Origin of the sequence: Enterococcus sp. DIV0756 (assembly GCF_051710745.1) — a bacterium.
Taxonomy (GTDB): Bacteria; Bacillota; Bacilli; order Lactobacillales; family Enterococcaceae; genus Enterococcus_A.
The window spans coordinates 1,709,781-1,735,575 of sequence record NZ_JBIOLF010000001.1 but is presented as its reverse complement, the minus strand read 5'-3'; the positions used below and the strand labels follow the sequence as shown (position 1 = coordinate 1,735,575).

At 42.4% G+C, this 25,795-nt stretch carries 21 protein-coding genes and 1 pseudogene; 2 read left to right on the top strand and 20 right to left on the bottom strand.

The window, feature by feature from the left end; genetic code table 11:
- Positions 1–38: 38 nt before the first annotated feature.
- From pheA to IGI44_RS08390, 12 genes and pseudogenes are all read right to left on the bottom strand, one after another.
- A complete protein-coding gene (gene pheA, locus IGI44_RS08445) occupies positions 39–887 on the bottom strand; it encodes a prephenate dehydratase (RefSeq protein ID WP_438787329.1) in 849 nt (282 codons plus the stop codon).
- On the bottom strand, positions 887–1,396 hold the full coding sequence (locus IGI44_RS08440) for a shikimate kinase (RefSeq protein ID WP_438787328.1): 510 nt from the start codon (positions 1,394–1,396) through the stop codon (positions 887–889). The genes pheA and IGI44_RS08440 overlap by 1 nt, the downstream gene beginning before the upstream one ends.
- 89 nt (positions 1,397–1,485) lie before the next feature.
- The gene (gene aroA, locus IGI44_RS08435) at positions 1,486–2,763 is read right to left on the bottom strand and encodes a 3-phosphoshikimate 1-carboxyvinyltransferase (RefSeq protein WP_438787327.1); all 1,278 of its coding nucleotides are present in this window, start codon (positions 2,761–2,763) and stop codon (positions 1,486–1,488) included.
- Between the two features lie 4 nt (positions 2,764–2,767).
- Positions 2,768–3,841, bottom strand: coding sequence for a prephenate dehydrogenase (locus tag IGI44_RS08430; protein ID WP_438787326.1), 1,074 nt, complete (start codon positions 3,839–3,841; stop codon positions 2,768–2,770).
- Positions 3,842–3,858: 17 nt separating this feature from the next.
- Positions 3,859–5,019 (bottom strand): chorismate synthase, encoded by a 1,161-nt coding sequence (aroC, locus tag IGI44_RS08425; protein WP_438787325.1) that lies wholly within the window; start codon positions 5,017–5,019, stop codon positions 3,859–3,861.
- Between the two features lie 3 nt (positions 5,020–5,022).
- Positions 5,023–6,081, bottom strand: coding sequence for a 3-dehydroquinate synthase (gene aroB, locus IGI44_RS08420; RefSeq protein WP_438787324.1), 1,059 nt, complete (start codon positions 6,079–6,081; stop codon positions 5,023–5,025).
- Between the two features lie 16 nt (positions 6,082–6,097).
- On the bottom strand, positions 6,098–7,138 hold the full coding sequence (gene aroF / locus IGI44_RS08415) for a 3-deoxy-7-phosphoheptulonate synthase (protein WP_438787323.1): 1,041 nt from the start codon (positions 7,136–7,138) through the stop codon (positions 6,098–6,100).
- Positions 7,139–7,159: 21 nt separating this feature from the next.
- Positions 7,160–8,038 carry a shikimate dehydrogenase gene (gene aroE, locus IGI44_RS08410; RefSeq protein WP_438787322.1) on the bottom strand — a complete coding sequence of 293 codons (879 nt, stop codon included), beginning with the start codon at positions 8,036–8,038 and terminating at the stop codon, positions 7,160–7,162.
- Between the two features lie 525 nt (positions 8,039–8,563).
- Positions 8,564–9,346, bottom strand: a complete 783-nt coding sequence (locus IGI44_RS08405) for an ABC transporter ATP-binding protein (RefSeq protein ID WP_216408654.1) — start codon at positions 9,344–9,346, stop codon at positions 8,564–8,566.
- Between the two features lie 4 nt (positions 9,347–9,350).
- Positions 9,351–10,232: pseudogene (locus tag IGI44_RS08400) on the bottom strand (ABC transporter permease).
- A 4-nt stretch (positions 10,233–10,236) separates the two neighbouring features.
- On the bottom strand, positions 10,237–11,250 hold the full coding sequence (gene trpX / locus IGI44_RS08395) for a tryptophan ABC transporter substrate-binding protein (RefSeq protein WP_438787321.1): 1,014 nt from the start codon (positions 11,248–11,250) through the stop codon (positions 10,237–10,239).
- 368 nt (positions 11,251–11,618) lie between these two features.
- A complete protein-coding gene (locus tag IGI44_RS08390) occupies positions 11,619–12,179 on the bottom strand; it encodes a hypothetical protein (RefSeq protein WP_438787320.1) in 561 nt (186 codons plus the stop codon).
- Between the two features lie 173 nt (positions 12,180–12,352).
- Between IGI44_RS08390 and IGI44_RS08385 the strand changes: the two genes are divergently transcribed.
- Complete coding sequence (locus IGI44_RS08385) at positions 12,353–14,020, top strand: phosphoenolpyruvate carboxykinase (ATP) (RefSeq protein ID WP_438787319.1); 1,668 nt, start codon at positions 12,353–12,355, stop codon at positions 14,018–14,020.
- A gap of 81 nt (positions 14,021–14,101) precedes the next feature.
- Positions 14,102–15,805: a fibronectin-binding protein EfbA gene (gene efbA, locus IGI44_RS08380; protein ID WP_438787318.1), complete on the top strand. Its 1,704-nt coding sequence runs from the start codon at positions 14,102–14,104 to the stop codon at positions 15,803–15,805.
- A gap of 23 nt (positions 15,806–15,828) precedes the next feature.
- Here the strand turns inward: efbA and IGI44_RS08375 are convergent, their stop codons facing one another.
- The 8 genes from IGI44_RS08375 to IGI44_RS08340 form a co-directional block, all read right to left on the bottom strand.
- Complete coding sequence (locus tag IGI44_RS08375) at positions 15,829–16,845, bottom strand: AI-2E family transporter (protein WP_438787317.1); 1,017 nt, start codon at positions 16,843–16,845, stop codon at positions 15,829–15,831.
- A gap of 308 nt (positions 16,846–17,153) precedes the next feature.
- On the bottom strand, positions 17,154–17,780 hold the full coding sequence (gene pyrE, locus IGI44_RS08370) for an orotate phosphoribosyltransferase (protein WP_438787316.1): 627 nt from the start codon (positions 17,778–17,780) through the stop codon (positions 17,154–17,156).
- The gene (gene pyrF / locus IGI44_RS08365; RefSeq protein WP_438787315.1) at positions 17,781–18,497 is read right to left on the bottom strand and encodes an orotidine-5'-phosphate decarboxylase; all 717 of its coding nucleotides are present in this window, start codon (positions 18,495–18,497) and stop codon (positions 17,781–17,783) included.
- The gene (locus IGI44_RS08360) at positions 18,497–19,414 is read right to left on the bottom strand and encodes a dihydroorotate dehydrogenase (protein WP_438787314.1); all 918 of its coding nucleotides are present in this window, start codon (positions 19,412–19,414) and stop codon (positions 18,497–18,499) included. Before IGI44_RS08360 ends, pyrF begins: the two co-directional genes overlap by 1 nt.
- Entirely contained in the window at positions 19,414–20,202 is a 789-nt protein-coding gene (locus IGI44_RS08355) for a dihydroorotate dehydrogenase electron transfer subunit (RefSeq protein WP_438788944.1), read from the bottom strand. Before IGI44_RS08355 ends, IGI44_RS08360 begins: the two co-directional genes overlap by 1 nt.
- Before the next feature lie 33 nt (positions 20,203–20,235).
- On the bottom strand, positions 20,236–23,418 hold the full coding sequence (gene carB, locus IGI44_RS08350) for a carbamoyl-phosphate synthase large subunit (RefSeq protein WP_438787313.1): 3,183 nt from the start codon (positions 23,416–23,418) through the stop codon (positions 20,236–20,238).
- The gene (locus tag IGI44_RS08345) at positions 23,419–24,498 is read right to left on the bottom strand and encodes a carbamoyl phosphate synthase small subunit (RefSeq protein ID WP_016180209.1); all 1,080 of its coding nucleotides are present in this window, start codon (positions 24,496–24,498) and stop codon (positions 23,419–23,421) included.
- 4 nt (positions 24,499–24,502) lie between these two features.
- Positions 24,503–25,783, bottom strand: coding sequence for a dihydroorotase (locus IGI44_RS08340; RefSeq protein WP_438787312.1), 1,281 nt, complete (start codon positions 25,781–25,783; stop codon positions 24,503–24,505).
- Positions 25,784–25,795: the final 12 nt, after the last annotated feature.

Genomic DNA, 25,795 nt, shown 5'->3' with positions numbered 1-25,795 from the left:
TCTTATTTTTCACCAAAAAAATTAGAAAACCTTAACTACTAAGATTTTCTAACGTTTGGAAAATAAGTGGTGTAATTACCGATTAGTTTCACTGTAAAATTCTGTTCTTCAAATTGATGCAATACTTTCTGCAGTTTGTCTTCTTCTGGGGTTTCAAAGTCAATAATAAAGAAATACTCTCCCAATTTCGTTTTCTGCGTTCGTGATTCGATTTTCGTCAGGTTAATCTTCTCAGCTGCGAAGATCGCTAAGCATTGATACAAGGCACCGGGATGGTCAGAAGCCAGATCAAATAGAACGGTCGCTTTATTCATTCCCTGAGCTAAATTGCTGCTTAATGGCTGTTCACCTAACACCCAAAAACGGGTTTCGTTTTCACTGATTGATTGAATATTCTCCTGAACGATCGTTAAACCGAATCGTTCTGCAGCAGCTCGTGCTCCAATCGCGGCATACCGTTTTTCTGGATTATCGGCGACTTTTTGAGCCCCTTGCGCAGTGGAACCTATTTGTTCAATGTGGACCGTTGGAAAATGATTTAGCAAAAATACCTGTGATTGAGCCAGAGCTTGCTGATGACTGCAAATTAATTCGGTTTTTTCCCATGAATCTGCATGACTAGGATGAACCATCAATTGTTGCTGAATCGGTAGAACAATTTCTGCCTGGATCGTTGGCAGTGTTTGAAAAATCAAATCCAGCGTCGGCAAAACGGATCCTTCGATCGTATTCTCGATTGGAACCACGCAATAATCTAAGGTTCCTTTTCTTTGTTCTTCCAGTAATGCAGTCAGAGAATCGTAAGGAAACAGATCCGCCTCCTCGAAAAAGTTTACTGCTGCACTATAAGTGAATGACCCTTTAGGTCCTAAATAGCCAACTTTCATTAAGAATTAACCCCAACTTGTTGAAGAATTTCGCTGACAATTTCTTTCGGCGTCTTCTCTGAAGTATCTACGGTAATTTTTGCCAGTTTTTCGTAGAGTTTTTCTCTTGAAAAGAACAGTCGTTTTAAATCACCGTCATCATTCTTTATTGCTAGAGGCCGGATGTTAACCTTGTCCTCACGAATTCGTTTAATAAGTACGTTCGCGTCAGCTTTTAAATAGACAACTAATTTATCAGCTAAAACTTGTTGATTTTCTTTTTGCAAAATGACGCCGCCACCAGTAGCGATCACCGATTCCTCACTTAGTGCTTCTTTTAAAAGATTGGTTTCATGCTCACGGAATGAGGCTTCACCATGTTCTTCGAAGTATTCGCTAATTGGTTGTCCGATCCGCTCGACTAAGATATCATCCATATCCACTGCATGAGCATTTAGTGTTGTACCAAGTTCTTTACTAATAGTCGTTTTTCCGGCTCCCATAAAACCGATCAAGACAATTGATTCCATAAAACATTCTCCTTTTTCCTTTTACTGTGAAAAGTTGGACTGAATTTTTTGATTATACTGCCGCAAATTCTTCTGCATAGTTTCTCCTACTACGCTTCGATCAATGAATATAAATCTGTGAAAAAGTTTGGATAAGAAATGTTGATGGCTTCTGGATTGTTCAGTTCAACAGGATCTTTTGTCAATAATGCGGCAATTTGCAGCATCATTCCGATTCGATGGTCTCCGTGACTTTCGACGCTTCCCCCATGTAATGGCGTTGGCCCGTGAATGATCATGCCATCCTCTGTCGTTTCGATCTTAGCGCCTAACTTATTCAGCTCTTGTGCTGTGGCATCGATCCGATTGGTTTCTTTGACCTTTAATTCCTGTGCGTCGCGGATCACGGTCGTACCTTCTGCTTGAGTCGCTGCTAAGGCAATGATCGGCAACTCATCAATTAAACGCGGAATAATTTCTCCGCTGATCTCAGTGGCCTTTAAGTCTGCGGTCTTGATCAACAAATCCGCTGCTTGATTTTGCTTGTCTAAAGCGACTTGTTGGATGTCAGCACCCATTTCTTTAAGAACATCTAAAATCCCAGTCCGTGTTGGATTGATTCCTACGTGATTCAATTGCAGATTGCTATTTGGTATCAAGCTTGCTGCTACGAGATAGAAAGCCGCTGATGAAATGTCTCCTGGAACGGTTACTTCTTGTCCAATCAATTGCTGTCCGCCAGCTACTGTGATGGTTTTATCATCTACGGTAATCTCACCGCCGAATTGTTTGATCATTTCTTCTGTATGATTGCGTGATTTCTCTTTTTCAAAAATAGTAGTCGTACCTTTTGCTTGTAATGCGGCAAAAAGAATCGCCGATTTTACTTGGGCACTAGCAATTGGCATTTCATAAGTGATCGCTGATAACTCACTACCTTCTACTTCAATTGGTGGATACTCGCTACCGTCTTTTCCCTGCAAGCTGCCGCCCATTGTTCTTAGCGGCCCCATGACTCTTTCCATTGGCCGCCGATTTAATGAAGCATCGCCGGCGATTTTTGAATGAAAGGACTGACCTGCTAAAATCCCTAAGACTAAACGCATCGTCGTACCGGAATTTCCTGCATCTAGGATGTTTTGCGGCGCTTGTAGATGGTCAAAGCCTTTCCCCTCGATGATGATTTCCTTTCCATCATCGCAGATGTCCACTCCTAACGCTTTGAAAACAGCGATAGTACTCATACAGTCTTCAGCTCTTAGAAAATTGTGGACCGTTGTCTTCCCCTGACTAATCGCACCAAACATAATGCTGCGATGAGAAATAGATTTATCTGCTGGAACAGTCAATGCTCCTGTTAACCCTGATTTAGCTTTTAATAGTTTCATTTGTTCAACTCCTCCTGCGACAACGAAAATCCGCTTCTTCAATTAATGATTGGCCTTTTTCCAAATCTGTTTGATTCTTAAACGATAGTTCTAGAACCCCGAAAATATCTTCTCGTGTTTCTTGGATCTTTAGGTTGATAATAGAGATTTTTGCATCACTGATAATCGTCATAACCTTAGCGATCGCTCCGGCGATATCTGGAATATCAATGTAAAGATCGTAGAATGCTGGGATAACACCGCGATCCTTCGTAGGTAGATGATCACGTGAATGTTTTGCTTGACTAAAAAAGTCATAGATCGCTGGTTGATCTTCTTTTATTAGGCTTTCGCGAATCTTAGACATCTCATGCTGCCAATCAGTAATCAAACCCAGTAAGGTCCCGCGATTGGTTAGTAGAATATCTGTCCACATCTGCGGATCAGAGGAAGCGATTCGCGTAATATCACGAAATCCGCCAGCCGCGAGCTGTGTCGCTCGTGGGTATGCATCTGTCAGCTGATCACTCATTTTAACCAAACCTGATGCCACGATGTGTGGTAAATGACTTAACACACCAACGATTTCATCATGAGAGTCAGGTTCAATCACTACGAACTTTGCCCGGGTCGGCTCTAGTAATTCCATTAAAGGTTTAACGTCGATCCCTTCAGGCGGTGTCAGAATGTAGTAGGCTTCTTCAAAAAGATTTGGATTTCCTGCTTTGACGCCAGATTTATGCGAACCCGCCATGGGGTGACCCCCGATAAAAGTAAATGGTAAAGTTTTGGCTAATTTCATAACCTCATTTTTCGTACTTCCAGTGTCAGTGACAATCACTGATTCTTTCAACGGTAAACGCGCTAGTTCATGCAAATAGTGCAATGTAGATAAAACGGGTACGGCTAAAATAATCACATCCATCTCAGGTGCCTTTTTAATAGAAGAAACTTGGTCGACTAAGGCAACTTCACGAGCGATTTCACGAGTTTCAGCTGAATAGTCCCAACCAAACAACTCGATGGATGGATTTTTGATTGCTCTGCAAAGTGAAGCGCCGATTAAACCAAGTCCTAAGACGAACACTTTTTTTCTCATAGACGTACCCTCTTTTCTTAAAAGTTTTTGATTGCTTCACGGTATTCTGCTACCGCTTGCTGCAATTCATCAATTGTATCTGATGAGAATTTTTCTAGAATTTCTTCTGCCAATACTGTAGCAACAACGTGCTCCGCTACAACTGAGGCAGCTGGAACAGCCGTGCTGTCTGAACGTTCAACGCTTGCTTTATACGGTTCTTTCGTATCAATATCAACACTCATAAGCGGCTTGTATAATGTCGGGATCGGCTTCATGACACCGCGAACAATGATTTGTTCACCATTCGTCATCCCGCCTTCGAACCCGCCAAGATGATTGCTTGTTCGGCTGTAGCCCTCGTTCCAAACGATTTCATCCATGACCTTTGAGCCAGGCTGACGAGCGGCTTCAAACCCAATACCGAATTCCACCCCTTTAAAGGCATTGATACTTAGCATGATTTGCGCGATCTTACCATCAAGCTTGCGGTCCCATTGAACGTAGCTGCCTAGTCCTGCTGGCACATTATCTGTTCGAACTTCCACGACACCGCCAATGGTATCTCCTGCCTTTTTGGTTTGATCAATCAATTCTTTGACCGATTCCTCCACCGATGCATCTACCATATTGACTTCAGATGTGGCCGTTATCGTTTGAATCTCTTTCACACTTAATTTTTCTGGTACAGTCGCTTCAATTCCGCCAAGTACTGCAACATGACTGGCAATTTCGATATCTACTGCAGCTAAGATTTGTTTAGCTAACGCTCCCACGGCAACCCGCATCGTGGTTTCACGAGCTGAGGAGCGTTCCAAAACATTTCGCAGATCGCTGTGATGGTATTTCATCCCCCCAACGAGATCGGCATGGCCTGGTCGTGGTTTTGCTACCCGACGTAATTTTTCTGCTTTTTCTTCGACTGGTTCAACGGACATAACTTTCTGCCAGTTTTTCCAATCGCGGTTCTCTACGATCATGGTAATGGGTGACCCCAACGTCTTCCCATGACGAACGCCTGATGTAATACGAACTTGATCCTTTTCGATCTTCATTCTCCCACCACGACCATACCCGCCTTGTCTGCGAGCCAATTCTTGATTAATTGCTTCAACGGAAAGTGCAAGTCCGGCTGGAACACCTTCGATGATCGTTGTTAATTCTGGTCCATGAGATTCTCCAGCTGTTAAGTAACGCATAAACTACTTCCCTTCTATTAAAAAGTCTTTGATTTCTGTCATGTTGATTTTTTTGATGTAGGCTTGCCCAATTTCCTTTAGTAAAATAATGTTCAAGCTGTCTCCTCGAGCCTTTTTATCATGCGTAATAGCCGCATAAAATTTTTCAGCCTCCCAAGGCTGGTATCTACTTGGTAGTTGATATTTCTGATTCATGGCAATGATTTTTTCGGTTGTACCTATTGGAGAGAGCCCTTTTTCTTCTGCTGTTCGGGAAATTGTTACCATTCCGATTGCAACTGCTTCTCCGTGGCTAATTTCTCCATATCCAGCGGTATTTTCAATTGCATGTCCAATCGTATGACCAAAATTCAATAATAAACGTGAACCGTTATCAAACTCGTCTTCTTCCACGACGGTTTTTTTCACTTGCAAGGCCTTCTGGATGATTGCTTCGCTGTGGTCTAAAAGATCTTGGATTCCTGTTAGTTTCTCAAGATCGTGCCAGAGTGACGCATCGCTGATCGCACCGCACTTGATGATTTCTGCGATTCCTTCGCGAACCCGCAATTCAGGTAAAGAATTCAATGTTTCTGGATCAATCAACACCCCGTCTGGTTGAGCAAAGGTCCCGATCATATTTTTGGCTTTACTAGAATTGACCGCTGTTTTGCCGCCAATACTTGAATCGACCTGCGCCAGCAAAGACGTGGGAATCTGCACAAACGCGATGCCTCGCATATAGGTAGATGCGACAAAACTGGCGAGATCTCCAACAACTCCTCCACCCAGAGCGATGATGGCATCGCTGCGAGTGAATTGATTATCCGCTAAAAAATCATAGATAGCATTAGCCATTTCTAGTGATTTGCTGCTTTCGCCTGCTGGCACCGAATAATGACATACTTCGTAGTTTGTTAATTGCTGCTGAATGTTTTCTCCGTAAATTGGAAAGACGTTCTCATCACTAATAATGGCGATTTTTTTATTTTGCCAAAGTGAATCAATCCACTCCCCAACTGAGTCTAAGGCATAGCGTTTTATAATGATTTCATAGCTTTTTCCTGGTAGAACAATGTCCATGAAGGTTTCCTCCCGCTTAGATAAGTGTCGCTTCTTTGTTCAAATCTTTGATTTTCTTCATCGCGTCCACCATAACTTCCACTTCACTCATCATTTGTAGGTAATTTTTTTCATTCAGTGATTGTTCCCCATCTGACCAAGCATGTAATGGGTCGGGGTGAATCTCTACGATCATTCCGTCAGCTCCAGCTGCGACTCCTGCACGTGCCATTGGAGCAACTAGATCCCAAACGCCAGTACCGTGACTTGGGTCAACGATAATTGGGAAGTGACTCAATTTTTTGATCAATGGGACAGCACTTAAATCAAACGTGTTTCGTGTCGCTGTTTCGTATGTCCGAATGCCTCGTTCAATGAAGATAATGTTTGAATTGCCTTGAACAGCAATGTATTCAGCGGCGTTCAACCATTCTTGAATCGTCCCTGAAATCCCACGCTTCAAGCCGATTGGTTTGCCGGTTTTACCAACTGCTTCTAATAGACGGAAGTTTTGCATGTTGCGAGCACCAATTTGAATAATGTCGGCGTATTGACAAACAACATCGATATGCGCTTCGTCCATTACCTCTGTGATCACCTTCAAACCATGTGCATCTGCAGCTTTACGCATGATCTTCAAGCCCTCTTCACCTAAGCCTTGGAAAGCGTATGGAGAAGTCCGTGGTTTGTAAGCACCGCCGCGTAAAATTTTTGCGCCGCCAGCTTTTGCCATCCGTGCTGTTTCCATGATTTGTTCTTCACCTTCTACCGAACAAGGGCCAGCCATCGTTACGAAGCTACCGTCACCGATTTTTACACCATCAACGTCAACGACTGTATCTTGTGGATGGAATTCTCTTGAGGTGATCTTGTAGGTATTTGAAATCGCCACTGCACGTTCAACGACGCTGTAAGCTTGGAAAGGGACATTTTGGATAATCTTTGGGTCACCTAAAAGACCAAGAACTAAACGATCTTTCCCATGATTGATTTGTACGCCTAACCCCTCTTCTTTGATGCGAGATAAAATTGGGGATAATTCTGATTCTTGAATTCCTTTTTTAATAATTAAGATCATAATAATAACTTCCTTCACTTTTTATTTTTTGATTTCGTTTTCCAATAACGGTTGGATTTGATCGACGGGCATTTCCTTGCCTGTCCATAATTTAAAGGCGGCAGCACCCTGGAATAGCAGCATTCCTAAGCCATTAACAGCAGTTGCTCCAGTCGCTTTCGCTGCTTTTAAAAGTTTCGTTTCACCTGGATGATAGATGACATCGAAAACTGGTAAGTCTTTTCTTAACAATGATTCATCCGGTAACGGCATTTGATCAGTCTTTGGTGCCATTCCGATATTTGTTGCATTAACCAGTAAACTGCTTGACGCTAAGGCATCAGCCAATTGCTGTTGATCTGCTAAATCGTGTAGTTGGATTTGACAGTTGGTTTCCTCTGCAATCGTCGCAAGTTTCGGTTCAATTTTTTGATAGAAATCATCCTTGATGTTGAAAACATCAATAGCTGTTACTCCGTCGATCGCCGCTTGAGTGATAATCGCAGTTGCAGCGCCGCCAGCTCCAAGAATCGTCATTCTTTTTCCGATGATTTCAATCCCGTTTTGTTTCAAGCTTTCCATACAGCCGATTCCGTCTGTAATATGGCCGATCAATTTCCCATCTTGATTCACGATGGTATTGATTGCTCCAATTAATCGAGCCGCTTGACTAAGCTCATCTACATATTTGATGGCTTCCATTTTGTGAGGCATCGATAAATTGACTCCCAACATTTCAAGATCACGAATGGCTTGAATGCTTTCCCCAAGTCTTTCTGGCTGGACATCAAAGCTTAGATAAACTGCATCCACCCCTGTTGCTTGAAACGCTGTTGTTTGCATGATTGGTGAAAAGCTGTGTCTTGCAGGTAGCGCATATAACCCGGCTAATCGTGTCTTTCCTGAAATTTCATTTTCCATCTTTCCTCACTCCTTCATTTTTTCTTTTTTTGTTGCTTGTTATAACTCGCAGCTAGCTCGACTTATGGAAAGTCATTTTTCTAAAACCATCCATCCTCGTTTCACATAAGATTCCACTAAAGTGCTAGTCTCTTTTGATAGCTCAAATCCTTATCAATGGGAAACTAACAATATAAACTGTGAAAGTGGAACCCGAAAAAAAGGCCCACTGTAGAAAATCTACAATGAGCCTAGTCTCCCAAAAAATACCAAAAGAAAAGCCACTATAGATTTTCATCTATGTGGCGTTAAGTCGAACTTAAAATCCTTAGCCATCATAGATACAAACTTGTTGTCGTTTGCATCCATGAACCATGAACACAAACCTATCTAAAATAGCTAAAGTAATAATTATTCAGTTGTGTGTGCGCACTCTTATTCTTATTCATAAAAATCGCTCCAAACTGATTTAAGATTGAACTTAGTATAGATTTGTTTTTCACATAAGTCAACCCATTATTTTAATTTTCTGTAAAAAAGTTTTTTTTACATTACTTCAGCTACTGTGTCACTCTCTTCAAACAGTAGGAATAAATCCGCCAATGTCATGCGTTTCTTCTCTTCTCCACTGATGTCCTTAATGATCTCCCCTTTTTCCATCACGATCACACGATCGCCGTAATGCAACGCATCCTCCATTTTATGGGTGACCATTAAACAGGTGAGATTTTCTTCCTTGATTCGTTGATCGGTCAACAACATTAATTGCTTCGCAGTTTTCGGATCAAGTGCAGCTGTATGTTCATCTAGTAATAGTAAATCTGGTTTTGTGATCGTCGCCATCAATAAACTCAACGCTTGACGCTGACCACCAGAAAGGAAGCCTGTTGGTGTATCGAGATGATTTTCTAGCCCATTTCCAATCAATTGGCAAAGTTCGCGATACATTTCCTTCTTTTGATTCAGCTGGCGCTGCCGCAAACGGCGTTTTTGACCACGTTTTTCTGCTAAACCTAAGTTTTCTGCCACGGTCAAACGAGGAGCGGTGCCCATTTTTGGATCTTGAAAGACTCGAGCGATTGAGCTTGCTCGTTGCTCTTCGGACAACTTCGTCAAATCCTTGCCCATCACTGAAACAGTGCCGCTATCCAATTGCAGGCTGCCGGAAATACTATTGAACAATGTACTCTTTCCTGCCCCATTTCCGCCTAAAACTGTAACGAATTCCCCGGGAGCGATCGTTAAGCTGACATTATTTAAAATCTTGCGTTTGTCGTTCATGCCGTTACTAATGGTTTTGCTGGCATTCTTTACTTCTACAGCGTTCATCTGACTACTCCTCCTTCTCTAATCCCGTTTTCAAATTTAAGGCTTCTTTTAAGCGTGGAATCATCAAGCACAATGCCAAAATGATTGAAGAGAAAATCTTCAAATAGGTGGTATCTAAACCAGCTTTAATGATGACTAAAATTAATAATTAATAAATGATACTGCCTAAAACAATCGCAACTAACCGTTCAATGAAGGTCACTTCTCCGTACAAGACTTCTCCGATGATAATGGAAGCCAAACCGATAACAATCACACCAACACCTTTACCGATATCGGCATAACCGTCATTTTGGGCAATTAATGCACCAGATAAGGCAATCACACCATTTGATAAGGTTAGGCCGATGACTTTCATACGATCGGTATTGATACCAATTGAACGTGCCATATTTTCATTATCTCCAGTGGCGATGTAGGCTTGACCGAAATCAGTAAAGAAGAAAAATAATAGCAGTCCTACAATGATCACGATTGCGATCAGCCCTAGTAGGACGATGTCAAAATGATCCGGCAGGTTTAAATTCGTAAAGAAGTCCTGGATTTTAGGCTGTTTTAGTAAGGAAAGATTCGGTGTTTGCATGATGAATAACATTACCGAATTTAGTCCTGACATAACAAGTATTCCAGCAAGAATGACTGGGATTTTTCCTTTTGTATAAAGCATGCCAGTAATAAAACCGGCACACATTCCTGCAACAATTCCTAGTAAGGTCGCAAAAATGGGTGATACGCCATTGGTGATGGCTGTCACACAGACGGCACCACTTAGTGGGAATGACCCTTCTGTTGTCATATCGGGGAAATTTAAGATGCGATAGGTCATAAAAATCCCTAATCCTAAAATCCCCCATAAAAATCCTTGTCCGATTGCTGAAATAACCATCTGTCTACTCCCCTTTAACTACTTCTGCTTTTTCTTTGATTTTTTCTGGAATCGTAATTCCTAATTCTTTCGCTTTTTCTTCGTTGATGATCATGTCACCATAATCAATCACATTTACCGGAGTGCTTGCAGGTTTTGCTTTGCCGCTTAAAACATCCGCCGCCATTTTTCCAGATTCCACACCTAGATTAAACTGGTTCTGACCAACTGTCGCAATTCCGCCTTCTTTTACCATATTGTCTACGGATACAAATACTGGTTTTTTCGCTTTGTCTGATTCATTGATCATCGTTTGGAAAGCACTGGCGATCGTATTGTCTTGCGGGATGTATAAATAGTCGGTTTCTTGACAAGCTTGCTGTGTGATTTGAGCAATATCATTGCTTGAACTAATTGCGTATTTCTTAACCGTTAAGCCATCCTCTGTTGCACGTTTTTCTGCTCGTTCGATTTGTGATTTTGAATTTTCTTCTGAAGATGAATAAATCATCCCGACGGTTTTTGCATCTGGGAACAGCTCTTTTGCCATATCTAATTGCTGATCCACCGGTGTTAAATTATTGACTCCAGTGATATTTCCACCTGGCTTCTTAAGGTCTGTTACGAGGCCTGCGCCGATCGGATCGCTGATGGCTGACATAATGATTGGTGTGTCGCTGGTGGCATTCGCTAATGCTTTAGCAGCTGGTGTAGCAACACCGACTAACACATCAGATTTTTTTTCTAATAATTGCTGACTCATACTGTTTAATTTGCTTTGATCCCCTTGACCGTTTAAAAATTCAATTTTGATATTTTTTCCATCTTCATAGCCTTCGTCTTTTAAGCCTTTGATCACTCCGTCTTTGATTTGATCTAACGATGGATGACTGATGAATTGTAAAATTCCGACCGTTTTCAGTTCTTCTTTATTATCTGTTGCCGCGCCTGTTTGACGTGACCCCATTTGATAAGCAAAAACCCCGATTAATACAACTGCTAATGCGATGATTGACCCGATAATCCCTTTATTTTTCATGATAGTTTCCTCCGATTTTTGATTTTTTCGTTGAGCTAAAAACAGTAAAAGACAACTACCCAAAATTTCACGGTAGTTGTCTTAAAAAAACAAAAACCGCATAGATGGTCTCTATGCGGGAATAAGCATGAAAAATATCCAGCATAGATACAAAATTTAGAAGTTGTCTAAACGTTGTATCTATGAGTGAATTCATAAATACAACTTATCTACGCCAGTTTTGCCAGCTATTCAATTGATTAGATAAGTTTGCCTTTTTCATGAATGCCACTCCTTTTTTTAATGTTGAAGTTAGTTTAGCGGAAAAAAAATGGAGTGTCAACTCTTTTTATTAAAAAAAACTCATTTAATTTATTTGAACTCTCATTTTAATTTTTAAGGTTCCACATCGGCAGTCGATTCAGCTCAGGAATAAACTCATTGTTTAAGTCCTTCAAGCTCTCAACAACAAAGCGATTTTTCTCTTTGCCATTATGGAAGAAAATAAAGGTTACCTGTCTCGGATCTAGTTGGTATTTCTCAGCGATTGTTTCACTATCATAGACGATTGGGTAGTAGTAAAACTGACGGTTCAACATAGGATTTTGATCAGGATCATCAAGAATCGTCATAACGTTGTTGAAGGACGTCCCATCTGGCTGGCTAAACATAATAGAAATGGCTTTGGTCTCTTTTATTTTTTGATCCACCTTTTGATATTCCAGTGGTATGAGGTGATCTGATTGTAAAGAATCAAAAACAAGTTCGTTTAATTGGTCTTGTCGAATCGCTTTTTGAGCAAAAGCTGCTGAAGTAGAAAAAATGATGGCAAATACGACGAGACTTGCTGCAATAAATAAGGATCGGCGTTCATTTTCTGAGACAACAATAATAAATTTACGCCAAAAAATAAGGATTTTCTCTTTTACTATCGCTAAATATCTTTCCATAATAACGCCTCCTTACTTATCATTATATTATTTTTATCTTAAGAGCGCTACCACTAGCGATCAATTTAGATTTTTTGGCGTATAAGCAAAGAAAAATCTGTTCTATATTGGATTGTGAGCGCTTTATTTTAATGCTATTATAATAATAACAACTTTTTTGAGGAGGTTTTATGATGAGCAGTATTGAACATTTTTCGCATAAGGATATCAATAAAAAGAATCGACTCTTTTCCAATATTCGCAGTGTGATCGAGACGGCATTCTATGGAAACAATGTGACACGCATTCGTCATCTAACGGATGCCTATGCGTTGGCCAAGTCTAGTCCTGGAACGATCACGACTGATCTTGATGTCGCCTATACTAGTCGCTTGCAATTGCCTACAGATGCCAAAGTTTTAGTTACCAATGATGGCCAAATCGTTGGTCGGACTGCAGCCGCACGTCGAATCATTGGTCAAAAAGGGATTAATGCTGATTTTTACAGCGAGCTTTTGCGTGAAGCTGTTTTTCAGGCACGGTCGAAAAAATTCTATTCAGGCGAAGTCATTGTTGGTCTAGATGAAGAATTTACAGTCAAATCCCATTTGATGATTCCTGCCGATTATAGCCCGAACCTCTACTCTTATTTATTGAACTTTCAAATCGGTGATGCCAAACATCTTTTCTATCAGCAATCGGACGAGATTCATACGGGTGATATTTTCATTTTTGCTGATCCAGATTGGGAGCACCCCGATTTTCCTGATGGTGTGGTGGTGATTGATCCGTTGCATAATTGCGCCGGTATCCTGGGCTTGCGTTATTTTGGAGAATTAAAAAAAGCGACCCTCACCCTTGCTTGGGCAACTGCTCATCGAAATGGCTTTATCGCTTGTCATGGCGGTATGAAACAGTATCTATTAGAAGATAAAAAATACACGATGGCGGCATTTGGTTTATCTGGCTCAGGAAAATCCACCATTACTTTAGCCAAACCGAAAAATAAAGGAGAAGTCCATGTTCTCCATGATGATGCTTTCGTTATTTCGAAAGAAAAAGGCTCAACAACCGCTTTAGAACCGGCTTATTTTGACAAGACACAGGATTACCCAATGTCTAGTGAACAGATTAAATATATTGTCACCGCACAAAATGTTGGTGTGACACTCGATGAAGAGAACAAGAAGGTTTTGGTAACAGAAGATATTCGTAACGGAAATGGGCGTAGCATCAAGAGTCGATACGCAACACCTAACCGAGTCGATCATATTGATGAAAAAGTCGATGGTCTGTTTTGGATTATGAAAGACGACAGCCTTCCGCCGTTGATCAAAATAGAAGATCCTTCCCTCGCCGCTGTTTTTGGTGCAACCTTAGCCACGAAACGCTCAACGGCCGAAAATGTTGTTGGAGAAGTAGCTGATCAATTGGTGATTGAACCGTTTGCAAATCCGTTCCGTTGTTATCCTTTACAAGAAGACTATCAGGATTTCAAAGACTTGTTCCAAAAGAAAAAAACGGATTGCTACATTTTGAATACCGGTGACTTTAAAGGACGGAAAGTGACGCCAGAAGAAACCCTTGGCAGTATTGAAAAAATCATAGACGGCACAGCAGAGTTTAAACCTTTTGGCCCGTTAAAAGAAATTAGCTATCTGCCGGTTAAAAAGCATGAGCCAGACTTTAATAGTCATCACTATTTGATTCACTTAATGACCCGACTGGAGACTCGTTTGGCTTTTGTACAGTCTCGTAAAACCTATCAGGGCGGCTATGACCGCTTGCCAAATGAAGCCGAACAGTTACTTTTATATTTACTGGATCAGCTTCATAACTACAAAGAAACGATTACAGTCTAAGCTTTTGCCAGTGACTTACTTGGTCACTGGCGTTTTTTTGTTTATAATAGAGCTATTATGAATAGAAATGAGGGATAAAAAATGTCCTTTGATGGAGTTTTTACCCATGCAATGGTACGAGAATTGAAGGATCAACTCGTTACTGGAAGAATATCCAAGATTCACCAACCTTATGAAAATGAAGTCGTTTTGGTGATTCGGGCACAAGGAAAGAATCGTCGTTTGCTGCTTTCCGCACATCCGAGTTACGCACGAATTCAATTAACTGAAATTGCTTATACAAATCCTGACAATCCGCCGAATTTTGTGATGATGCTGCGAAAACATTTGGAAGGCGCGATTTTAGAGGATATTCACCAAGTTGAGAATGATCGTGTGGTTCACTTCACCTTCAGTAAGCGGGATGAATTAGGTGATTTGCAAAATATCGTCCTGATCGTTGAATTAATGGGACGTCACTCAACGATTGTCCTGTTGAATAAGCAAACAGGTAAAATTCTGGATGCCATTAAGCATATCGGCCATTCGCAGAATACTTACCGCTCCATCCTGCCTGGCAGCGAGTATATTGAACCGCCGAAGCAAGAGCAGCTGAATCCCTTTCACGCAACCAAGGAGCAAGTGTTTAACCTCCTTTCTACCGCAGAGAATTTAGATGGTCGCTACTTGCAACAGCGTTTCCAAGGTTTAGGACGAGACACCGCTGACGAGCTGGCTTACCGTCTCAGCGAACGTCCAAATGAGAAAATGGTCGTTTGGACTACGTTTTGGGAAATTGTTCAAACGGCACTTGCACCCACACTGGGAGTTAAAAATAAGAAGGAGTTCTTTGCGCCGCTGGCCTTTAAAACCTTCGAAGAAAGTACTGCTTATGATAGTTTAAGCGCCCTGCTGGATGCTTTTTATGGGGAAAAGGCTGAAAAAGATCGCGTTAAACAGTTGGGGAATGATCTCATTCGTAAAGTTGAAAATGAGATCAAGCGCAATCAAACCAAGTTAGCAAAGCGCGAAAAAACTTTGAGAGATTCAGAAAACGCAGAAGAGTTTCGTCGTGATGGTGAATTACTGACCACCTTCATGGCGCAGGTCCCACGGGGAGCGGAAAGTATTGAATTACAGAATTACTATGAGGACAATGCGCCAATAACGATCAAATTGAACCCTGCATTAACGCCTAATCAAAACGCACAGAAGTACTTCCAGAAATACCAAAAGCTGAAAAATGCGGTCAAATTGATTTACGATCAAATTGCTGAGGCTAAAGACGAAATTGCCTATCTTGAATCCGTCTTAGCTCAATTAGAAATCGCTGGACCGATGGATATCGAAGTCATCAAAGAAGAGCTGATTGCCAGTGGCTACTTAAAGAAGAAACGCAGCAAGAAAAATCGCAAGCAGGCCCCTTCTAAACCAGAACGCTTTGTTGCGAGTGATGGAACAGAAATCTTCGTTGGAAAGAATAATCTACAAAATGATCAATTGACCTTGAAGCAAGCGCGGAAAAGCGATATTTGGCTGCATGCCAAAAATATTCCTGGCTCGCACGTCATTGTAAAGAATGATACCCCTAGTGAAGAAACATTGCTAGAAGCTGCTGAATTAGCGGCCTATTTCTCAAAATTCCGGCAATCGGCACAGGTCCCGGTTGATTATGTCGCAGTTAAACATGTTCATAAACCGAATGGTGCTAAACCGGGATTCGTGATTTATGAAAATCAAAAAACATTGTACGTGACACCCGAAGAATCCGTTGTTGAGCAATTACGAAAAAATGGAACAGCCTAATCTGGCTGCTCCATTTTTTTGTCCTAGTCTTTTGTCAATTTCGTACGAATTTTGACCCCTAATATATCCAAGAAGAAGTTGAAAATTGGGATACCGACAATCAGTCCCCATACACCTAAAAATTTTTCACTAACTAATAAAATAACGAAAGTATAAAAAATCGGCAATTTTGTCCGACTCGACATAAACTTCGGATTCAAGATATAGGCCTCAATACAATGAACCACCACGATCAAAATCAATACGTAAATGACGGTCTGTATTCCCCCGGTTGAATAAGCAATTAGCGTTAACGGAATACAAGAAAAAATCACTCCAGCAACAGGGATTAAGCTTAAGAAGAAAATCATGATCGCTAATGTCGGCAATTGCGTAAAACCAATCAGCCCTAAACCAACTGTGGTAATCACTGTATTGACGATCGCAATCAATAATTGAACTTCCACGACGACACCGAATGTTTCAACGAAGACTCTGGCAAAGTAAAACAAATCCTGGAAAAACCATGCATAATTACTACTCAAAAAATTCTTTGAAAACAGAATCGTTTTCTCCTTCTCTACCATGAAGAAAAAGCTCAGTATAAACGAGACAATAAAAGCGATGGCTAGGCGACCAACATTTTGCAGTTGTTCCAAAATGATTCCGGCTCCACTTTCAACCTTGTCTTGCCAATTATGGTTTTTAAAGTAATTCGAAATAAAATTCGTTGCAACATCAGAGTTAAATTCTTTATGCTGATAGAAATGAACGATTGAATTGTAGGTTGAAACGACTTGATCAATTAAAATGGTTGAATATCTTGAGATTAAAAGATATAAAAGCCACAATTCAAACAGATAAAGAATGGTCGCCAATAAGAATGTCGGCGCCTTGATATAACGTTGAACAAATTTGACGATTTTGACCGAGATCAACGTGAAAATAAACGTTAACAATATCGGTGTCATAAAATCTCTAACTAAAAATAAAATGAAGATGACCAGCGCTAAGACTGTGAATCTTCGTAAACGAAGATTGCCTATAAAGTTTTCGTACATACAAAACCCTCTTATCATTTAGATGTGTTTCTTACATGTTGGACAGAACAATAACAAATTCCTCAATCTGCTAACTATTTCCATCCAAACTAATAAAGTTGACGACATGCAAGTTTAAAAATCTACTGAAAATACTATACCATTAAACGTCATTTTGGGCTTCTAATATACTTATAAGAGAAAAATAGCATGAGGGAATTAAAAATAGACCACTAACAATCCTGTTACTGGCCGTTAATACAATGAATAAAAAAACATCTTTTTCAATATGAGGTAGAGCAAAAAAAGCACCCGAAGATGCTTTTTAGTTAGTTCAACCAGTTCTCAGGATCTTTCCGCCATTTTTTTAGCAGCTCAAGCTGTTCCTGATTGATGTAATTTTCTTGTAAGGCACTTTCAATCAAGGTTGAATAGTTGGTTAAGGTAACTAATGGTGTGTTGGCCTCTTCGAAATTCTTCTTGCCCTTAGCTAGCTCATAGGTGAAGATTGCTGCAACTCCTAAGACATCAGCGCCTTCGCGTTTTGCCGCGGCGGCAGCTTCTAGGACACTGCCTCCGGTTGAAATTAAGTCTTCAATCACGACCATCTTCTGGCCTTCCGTAATCCGACCTTCGATTTGGTTGCCGCGGCCGTGATCTTTGGCTTTACTGCGAATATAAACCATTGGTAAATCTAGGATTTCCGCTACCCAAGCAGCGTGCGGGATACCTGCCGTTGCTGTTCCTGCGATGACTTCTACATTGGGGAATTCTTCCTTGATTTTTGCTGCTAGGCCTTGCGCGATGGCACGGCGTACTTCTGGATAGCTCATGGTTACACGGTTATCACAATAAATAGGTGATTTGAGTCCGCTGGCCCAAGTAAAAGGTTCGTCGGGACTTAAAGAGACTGCTTCGATTGATAATAAGTCTTTGGCGATTTGTTCTGCGATCATTTATGCTTCACCGTTCCATTCTTTTTTGATTTGTAAGTAACTTTCATAAGGATTTTCAGCTTGGGTGATGGGTCTTCCCACTACGATATAATTTGAGCCGATCTCACGGGCTTTTGCCGGTGTCATTACGCGTTTTTGGTCGCCAACGCTCGCCCCTTTCGGACGAATTCCCGGCGTTAAGCAGATGAAATTAGCATTTGTTGCTTGATGGATTTTTTCTACTTCATGTGCCGAACAAACAACGCCCTCTAATCCAGCTTTTTCTGCACATTTTGCGTAATGCAGCACGCTTTCTTGCAGACTGACCTCGATTAGCTGATCCTCATGCATTTGTTCTTCGCTGGTAGAGGTTAATTGGGTAACCGCGATTAATTCAGGAATTGTTTGATTCTCTTTTGTTCCTTCGGTCAGCCCTTGCTTCGCCGCTTGCATCATTTCCACACCGCCGGCTGCATGGACGTTCGTGATTTTCACGCCCATCTTCGCGATTCCCCGCATTGCTTTTTGTACGGTATTAGGAATGTCGTGGAGCTTCAAATCAAGGAAAATGTCATGTCCTTGACTACGTAGAAAATTAACGATTGCTGGTCCTTCTTGATAAAAAAGTTCCATCCCGATTTTCACGAATAGTTTTTCGCTGATGGGAAAATGGGTTAAAAAGGTGTCAATTTCCTGCTTTGAAGCGAAGTCAAAAGCAATAATCGGTCGATTTTCCATTAGAACCCTCCTCTAGTCTCTTGTCTTAGCTGCTCCAAGGATTCAATGCCAAGTTCTGCCATTCTGATCGGCAGTTCTTCGATCAGTTTCGGACAAATATATGGATCGGTAAAGTTGGCTGTTCCAACTGCTACCGCACTTGCTCCGGCCATAAACATTTCTAAGACATCATCAACGGTTTGTACGCCGCCCATGCCGATAATCGGCAGTTCGCTAACGGCAGCCACCTGGTTGATCAGCCGGATTGCGACTGGTTTGATGGCTGGACCGGATAAGCCGCCGGTTCTATTCGCTAATATTGGTTGGCGCGTTTTTAAGTCGATCCGCATACCAAGTAAGGTATTGATCATAGTGAAACCATCCGCCCCACCTTTTTCAATGGCTTTAGCGATCGGTACGATATCGGTCACGTTGGGACTTAATTTGACGTAGACTGGAACAGTGGCAACTTCTTTAACTGCCTTCGTTAATCGATAAGCAACCTCTGGATCGGTCCCAAAAGCGATTCCGCCGTGTTTTACATTGGGGCATGAAATATTTAATTCGATGGCTTTGACGTTTGGTGCGTCACCGATTTTAGCGCAAACTTCAACATAGTCTTCTTCGCAAGCACCTGCCACATTGGCAATGATGGGCAGTTCTTGATACTTTTCTAAACTTGGTAGGATCTCTTCTAGCACGACTTCCATGCCAGGATTTTGTAGACCGATCGCGTTTAGCATCCCGCTTGGTGTTTCCGCTACGCGCGGAGTTGCATTTCCAAAGCGTTCTTTTGGTGTAGTCGCCTTGATCATGATGGCGCCTAATTGATTCAAATCATAGTAATCCGCATACTCCTTGCCAAATCCGAAGCATCCGCTTGCCGGCATAATCGGATTCTTCAGGTCTAATCCGGGTAACTTCACTGCAATACTCATTAAAAGATGACCTCCCCTGCTTGGAAAACGGGCCCGTCTTCACATACTTTGACACTCTTGTTTTCATCCTCAGGTACATGACAGACGCATGCATAACAGGCGCCCATCCCGCAAGCCATGCGGGATTCTAATGAAAGCTGCACATTGGCGACTTCGCTGTATAATTGTTCGACTGTTTTTAAAAGACCGTTATTGCCGCAAGCAAAGACCGCGTCTGGTTGGCGTTCTTCTGCCAGCAATAAATTACCGACATTGCCTTGGATACCGAACGTTCCATCATCGGTTGAAAATTGCGTCTCACCTAATGCTTGGAATTCATCTGCATAATAAACCACTTCCTGTGTACCAAAGCCTAAGAAATGGATAACCTTTACCCCTTTTGCCTTAAGCTCTTTTGAAAGCTGGTATAAAGGGGGAATTCCGATCCCGCCACCCACGATAAAGGCAGTGTCTCCGGCATTCAAGCTGTCGATCTCAAAACCATGGCCTAGAGGTCCCATCACATCCAGCTGTTCGCCAGCGGACATTTCAGAAAAATAGCTGGTCCCATCACCTTCGACACGATAAATGATCGTGCAAGTGCTTGCGGATTGATCGTATTGATTAATACTAATGGGACGGCGCAATAATAAATCACTTCTTGGTACGCGAATATGCAAGAACTGCCCCGGCATCGTCATTTCTTTGACTAATTCTCCGGTTAAAACCAGTTCATAGATTCTCGGTGCTAACTCTTGTTGACGAACAATCGTCATCATTTCCTGCTTCATAACGGCCTCCCTATAAATCGCCAGAGTGAAGCATGCTCCACTCTGGATGAATTAAATTTCTTGGATTGAAAATGCGCGTGATTCCATGACTCTTAAGATGGCATCCGCTGTGTCTAAGGATGTGAACAATGGCACACCGTGCTCAACTGCTTCGCGGCGAATGATAAAGCCGTCTTCGGATGAATTTTGGCGATTTTTATCGGTCGTATTGATGACCACTTGCGCTTTGCCCGTGCGAATCAACTCAATCACATTATGATCGTCTGATTCAGAGATTTTCGCGATTCGCTCCGCACTTAAGCCATTTTCTTCTAAGAAATTGGCTGTTCCTTCTGTCGCAACTAAACTGTAGCCGACAGCCTTGAAGCGTTTTGCCAAATCTAGCGCTTCATCCTTGTTTTCATCAGCTACCGTGAATAGGACTGCACCGAAATCTGGTAAATGTAAGCCAGATGCTGCGAAGGCTTTATATAGAGCTTTTGCCAAATTACGATCAGTTCCCATGACTTCACCCGTCGATTTCATTTCAGGTCCTAAGTAAGTATCGACCTTTTGCAGCTTCGTGAAGCTGAAGACTGGTGCTTTGACGTGGACCATGTCGCTTTCAGGATAAAGGCCATCTTCATAGCCTAGTTCTTTCAGGCTTTGGCCTAAGATTGCTTTTGTTGCGATCTGCGCCATCGGGATATTCGTGATTTTACTCAAGAATGGCACTGTACGACTCGCACGAGGATTAACTTCGATGACAAAGACTTCATCGTTATGGATGACAAACTGAATGTTCATCATGCCGATGCAGTTCATGCCTAATGCTAACCGGCGTGTGTAATCTTCAATCGTTGCCTTCAATTCATCGGAGAAGGTTTGTGGCGGATAGACCGCCATCGAATCGCCTGAGTGAACCCCTGCGCGTTCGATATGTTCCATAATTCCTGGAATCAAGACCGTTTCGCCGTCACAGATGGCATCTACTTCACATTCCTTACCGACTAAGTAGCTGTCGACTAAAACAGGATGTTCAGGAGAGGCTTTAACCGCGTGGGCCATATAGTCTTCCAAATCGGATTGGTTTTCAACGATTTCCATCGCCCGTCCGCCTAAGACATAACTTGGACGAACCAAGACTGGATAACCGATTCTTTCAGCGATCTTAACTGCTTCTTCCGCGCTCGTTGCTGTATCACCTGGCGGTTGCGGAATGGAGAGACTTTTCAGCACTTGTTCGAACTGATCACGGTCTTCCGCGCGGTCTAAATCTTCGATGGTTGTTCCTAAAATTTTAACCCCATTGTTAACTAAAGGTTCAGCAAGATTAATCGCAGTTTGTCCACCGAATTGGACGATGACCCCGATCGGTTGTTCTAACTCGATTACGTTCATCACGTCTTCAAGAGTTAACGGCTCGAAGTAGAGCTTGTCTGAGATGGAGAAATCAGTCGAAACAGTTTCTGGATTGCTGTTCATAATGATCGCTTCATAACCAGCTGCTTGAATTGCTTTTACCGAGTGGACGGTCGCGTAGTCAAACTCCACTCCCTGCCCGATCCGGATCGGACCTGAACCAAGAACCAGGACAGATTCTTTGTCAGAACGAACGCTCTCATTTTCAAATTCGTAGGTACTGTAAAAATAGGGCGTTTGGGATTCAAATTCTGCCGCACAAGTATCTACCATTTTGTAGACTGGAACGATTTTTTCGGCAGTTCGGAATTCACGCACTTCATTTGCTGTCATATCCCAAAGCTGCGCGATTTTTACATCGGCAAACCCATTTTGTTTGGCTTTCTTCAATAGCTCAACATCTTTTTTGTTTTGAGCTAAAGCTGTTTCTAGTTCAACGATATGAAGCAGCTTATCTAGGAAGAAGAGATCGACTTTGGTCAACTCATTGATTTCTTCGATTGAATAGCCGCGACGAATGGCTTCAGTTAGATAGAATAAGCGATCATCTTGTGCCTTGACCATTTTTTCAGTTAATTCGTCATCAGTCACTTCGCTTAGTTCTGGTAATTCCGCATGGTAAGTTCCAATTTCTAGTGAGCGAACGGCCTTCAATAATGATTCTTCGATGTTCCGGCCGATCGCCATGACTTCACCAGTGGCTTTCATTTGTGTGCCTAAGACACGTTCGCCGCTTTCGAATTTATCAAAGGGCCAACGCGGAATTTTTGCAACGACATAATCTAGGGCCGGTTCAAATTCTGCATACGTCGTTTCTGTTACTGGATTTTTCATTTCATCCAGCGTCAAGCCTATCGCGATTTTTGCTGCCAGCTTCGCAATTGGATAACCCGTTGCCTTACTTGCTAGAGCTGATGAACGAGATACTCGCGGATTTACTTCGATTACATAGTAGTTGAAGCTATGTGGGTCAAGAGCCAGCTGCACATTACAGCCGCCTTCGATTTTCAAGGCGCGGATAATCGATAAGGAAGCGTCCCGCAGCATTTGATATTCGTAGTCAGATAGTGTTTGGCTTGGTGCGAAGACGATCGAATCGCCAGTATGAATACCAACCGGATCAAAGTTTTCCATGTTACAAACCACGATCGCGTTGTCCGCTGAATCTCGCATCACTTCATATTCGATTTCCTTGAAGCCAGCGATAGATTTTTCAATCAAACATTGCGTCGCTGGTGAAAGCTTCAAGCCGTTTTCAGCGACAGTCCGAAGCTCTTCTTCGTTGTCACACATCCCGCCGCCGGTTCCGCCAAGTGTAAAGGCCGGACGAACGATGATCGGATAACCGATGGTATTGGCGAAGGCAACCGCCTCTTCAACGGTATTCACGATTTCAGATTCAGGAATTGGTTGGTTCAACTCTTCCATCAATTGCTTGAACAAGTCGCGGTCTTCCGCTTGATCGATCGCTGACAATTTTGTTCCCAGCAATTCAATTTTTAACTCATCTAATATGCCTGAATCTGCTAATTCCATTGCCATGTTCAAGCCAGTTTGCCCGCCTAATGTTGGCAGGATCGCATCTGGTAATTCCTTGCGCAGGATGCGAGAAACAAATTCGAGCGTGATTGGTTCGATATAAACACTGTCCGCGATTTCTTTGTCGGTCATGATCGTTGCTGGGTTTGAATTCACCAGAACAACTTCATAGCCTTCTTCTTTTAACGCTAAGCAAGCTTGTGTGCCGGCGTAATCAAATTCCGCGGCTTGTCCGATCACGATAGGTCCAGAACCGATCACCATGATCTTTTTAATATCTGTACGTTTTGGCATTTATGCTTGCTCCTTCCATGCATCCATCATTTCCATAAACTCATCAAATAAATGAACCCCGTCATGTGGTCCCGGCGCAGCGTCTGGGTGATACTGAACGCTGAAGGCTGGGTAATTCCGATGACGAACTCCTTCAACCGTGCCGTCATTGACCTCTACGTGGGTCACCATTAATTTTTCTGGATCAATTGTTTTTTCATCCACTGCAAATCCATGATTTTGTGAAGTAAAATCGATGCGACCTGTAGCGATTTCCCGCACCGGATGATTCAATCCGCGGTGTCCAAATTTCATCTTATAAGTATCCGCTCCGTTGGCTAATGAGAACAGCTGGTGTCCAAGACAAATCCCGAAAATCGGCACTTTTCCTTGAATCTGCTGAATCATTTCGATTGCTTCAGGCACATCTTTGGGATCTCCAGGGCCATTAGTCAGCATCACACCATCCGGACAAAGGTCTAAAATCGTTTGAGCATCTGTGTTATAAGGCATCACAGTCAAATTGCATTCACGACGTGACAATTCGCGCAGAATACTGTGTTTTAAGCCGAAGTCGATCACGACCACATTACGGCCTACGCCTGGGCTTGGGTAAGGCGTCACTGTCGAAACTTGTGCAACTTGGTTCGTTGGTAAGACCGTTGCTTTTAGTTGGTCAAACGAATGTTCAAACTGATCGGCTGGATCAACAATGCTGCCCTTCATGGTTCCAACGCTGCGTAATTTTTTCGTTAATGCGCGAGTGTCAATTCCGGAAATTCCTGGAATCCCTTTACGCTTCAAAAATTCGTCTAGCGTCATTTGGTTGCGCCAGTTGCTAGCTAAACGGGCATGTTCTTTTACGATCACGCCTTTACAGGTGGGGGCGATGGATTCATAATCATCGCGGTTCACGCCATAATTTCCGACCATTGGATAGGTGAAGGTAATGATTTGTCCATTGAAGCTTTGGTCCGTAATCGTTTCTTGATAACCGGTCATACTTGTGGTGAAAACCACTTCGCCGACCACATTTGCTTCAGCGCCGAAGCCTTCCCCTTCAAATACTGTGCCATCTTCTAATATTAAAAGTCTTTTCAACGTCTTAGTCCTCCTTGTTGTATACCAACTGACCATCCACGAAGGTCATCAGTGTCGCACCCTTGACTGGCCAGCCAGTGAAAGGCGTGTTCACTCCTAATGAAGCAAATTTTTTGTCATCGATTTTTTCTTCGTGACTAAGGTCAAATACCGCGATGTCCGCTGGCTGACCAATGTTTAAGGTTCCTACCGTCATTCCGAAAATCTCTGCTGGCTTGACTGCCATCCAATCAATTACTTGTTCTAAAGTAAAGCGTCCTGTTTCAACAAAGTGTGTATAGATTAATTGGAAAGCTGTTTCACTGCCAACGATTCCGAATGGTGATTTCAAGAAGCTTTGATTTTTCTCTTCGAAGCCGTGAGGCGCATGGTCCGTTGCGATACAATCGATCGTACCGTCAAGCAAACCTTCGATCAAGGCTTCGCGATCCTCCACCCCGCGTAACGGTGGATTCATTTTCCAGTAGCCGTGATCCTCTGGAATATTTTCATCGACTAAGATCAAGTGATGCGGAGAAACCTCTGCGGTTACGTGCACACCGGCTTTCTTCGCGTCGCGGATGACACGCACGCTTTCTTTAGTAGAAACGTGGCAAACATGATAATGCACGCCGGTTTCCTCTGCTAAGATCAAGTCTCTAGCGATTTGCGAAGATTCAGTCGCGCTCAAAATCCCTGGTAAATCAAGCTTTTCACTGATTTTTCCGTGATGCATCACGCCGCCGAATAATAAGGATTCATCTTCGGTGTGAGCGACTAGCGCCATATTATTTTCCGCGGCTTCCTTCATGGCTAGATACATGGTTCCAGCTGTTTGTACTCCTACTCCATCGTTCGTGAAGGCGAAGGCGCCGGCTGCTTTCAAGCCTTTTTGATCGGTTAAGGTTTCGCTGCGAAGCTCTTCTGTAATCGGTGCGTATTGATGGACTTTTACGACTGCATCCTTATCAATAATCGCTTTTACGTCGTTGAATTTTTCGACGGTGTCAGGAACTGGATCAAGATTCGGCATCGCGCAGACTGTTGTGTAGCCGCCGCGAGCTGCCGCTTTTGAGCCATCCTTGATGGTTTCTTTATAAGTAAAGCCTGGTTCTCGTAAATGAACATGAACATCAACTAAACCTGGTGTGATTAATTGATTGTTTGCGTCGTACTCTTGATCAAACGAAATGTCCGAAAAGTCTTTGCCGATACCGGCGATAATCCCGTCCTCTAGCCAAAGGTCACATGCCATTGTTTGATTGTCTTTTGTTACGATCTTTCCATTTTTAATTAATGTTTTCATATTATCTGCCCC

What these genes read in the sequence shown, in the direction of transcription:
- efbA (WP_438787318.1), top strand. Translation starts at nt 14,102, where the DNA reads ATGTCCTTTGATGGAGTTTTTACCCATGCAATGGTACGAGAATTGAAG.
- IGI44_RS08390 (WP_438787320.1), bottom strand. Translation starts at nt 12,179, where the DNA reads ATGGAAAGATATTTAGCGATAGTAAAAGAGAAAATCCTTATTTTTTGG.
- IGI44_RS08375 (WP_438787317.1), bottom strand. Translation starts at nt 16,845, where the DNA reads ATGTACGAAAACTTTATAGGCAATCTTCGTTTACGAAGATTCACAGTC.
- pyrE (WP_438787316.1), bottom strand. Translation starts at nt 17,780, where the DNA reads ATGATCGCAGAACAAATCGCCAAAGACTTATTATCAATCGAAGCAGTC.
- aroB (WP_438787324.1), bottom strand. Translation starts at nt 6,081, where the DNA reads ATGGACATTGTTCTACCAGGAAAAAGCTATGAAATCATTATAAAACGC.
- aroF (WP_438787323.1), bottom strand. Translation starts at nt 7,138, where the DNA reads ATGATCTTAATTATTAAAAAAGGAATTCAAGAATCAGAATTATCCCCA.
- IGI44_RS08360 (WP_438787314.1), bottom strand. Translation starts at nt 19,414, where the DNA reads ATGAGTATTGCAGTGAAGTTACCCGGATTAGACCTGAAGAATCCGATT.
- carB (WP_438787313.1), bottom strand. Translation starts at nt 23,418, where the DNA reads ATGCCAAAACGTACAGATATTAAAAAGATCATGGTGATCGGTTCTGGA.
- IGI44_RS08405 (WP_216408654.1), bottom strand. Translation starts at nt 9,346, where the DNA reads ATGAACGCTGTAGAAGTAAAGAATGCCAGCAAAACCATTAGTAACGGC.
- aroA (WP_438787327.1), bottom strand. Translation starts at nt 2,763, where the DNA reads ATGAAACTATTAAAAGCTAAATCAGGGTTAACAGGAGCATTGACTGTT.
- pheA (WP_438787329.1), bottom strand. Translation starts at nt 887, where the DNA reads ATGAAAGTTGGCTATTTAGGACCTAAAGGGTCATTCACTTATAGTGCA.
- aroC (WP_438787325.1), bottom strand. Translation starts at nt 5,019, where the DNA reads ATGCGTTACTTAACAGCTGGAGAATCTCATGGACCAGAATTAACAACG.
- IGI44_RS08440 (WP_438787328.1), bottom strand. Translation starts at nt 1,396, where the DNA reads ATGGAATCAATTGTCTTGATCGGTTTTATGGGAGCCGGAAAAACGACT.
- IGI44_RS08340 (WP_438787312.1), bottom strand. Translation starts at nt 25,783, where the DNA reads ATGAAAACATTAATTAAAAATGGAAAGATCGTAACAAAAGACAATCAA.
- pyrF (WP_438787315.1), bottom strand. Translation starts at nt 18,497, where the DNA reads ATGGAAAATCGACCGATTATTGCTTTTGACTTCGCTTCAAAGCAGGAA.
- IGI44_RS08385 (WP_438787319.1), top strand. Translation starts at nt 12,353, where the DNA reads ATGAGCAGTATTGAACATTTTTCGCATAAGGATATCAATAAAAAGAAT.
- trpX (WP_438787321.1), bottom strand. Translation starts at nt 11,250, where the DNA reads ATGAAAAATAAAGGGATTATCGGGTCAATCATCGCATTAGCAGTTGTA.
- aroE (WP_438787322.1), bottom strand. Translation starts at nt 8,038, where the DNA reads ATGGAAAATGAAATTTCAGGAAAGACACGATTAGCCGGGTTATATGCG.
- IGI44_RS08430 (WP_438787326.1), bottom strand. Translation starts at nt 3,841, where the DNA reads ATGAGAAAAAAAGTGTTCGTCTTAGGACTTGGTTTAATCGGCGCTTCA.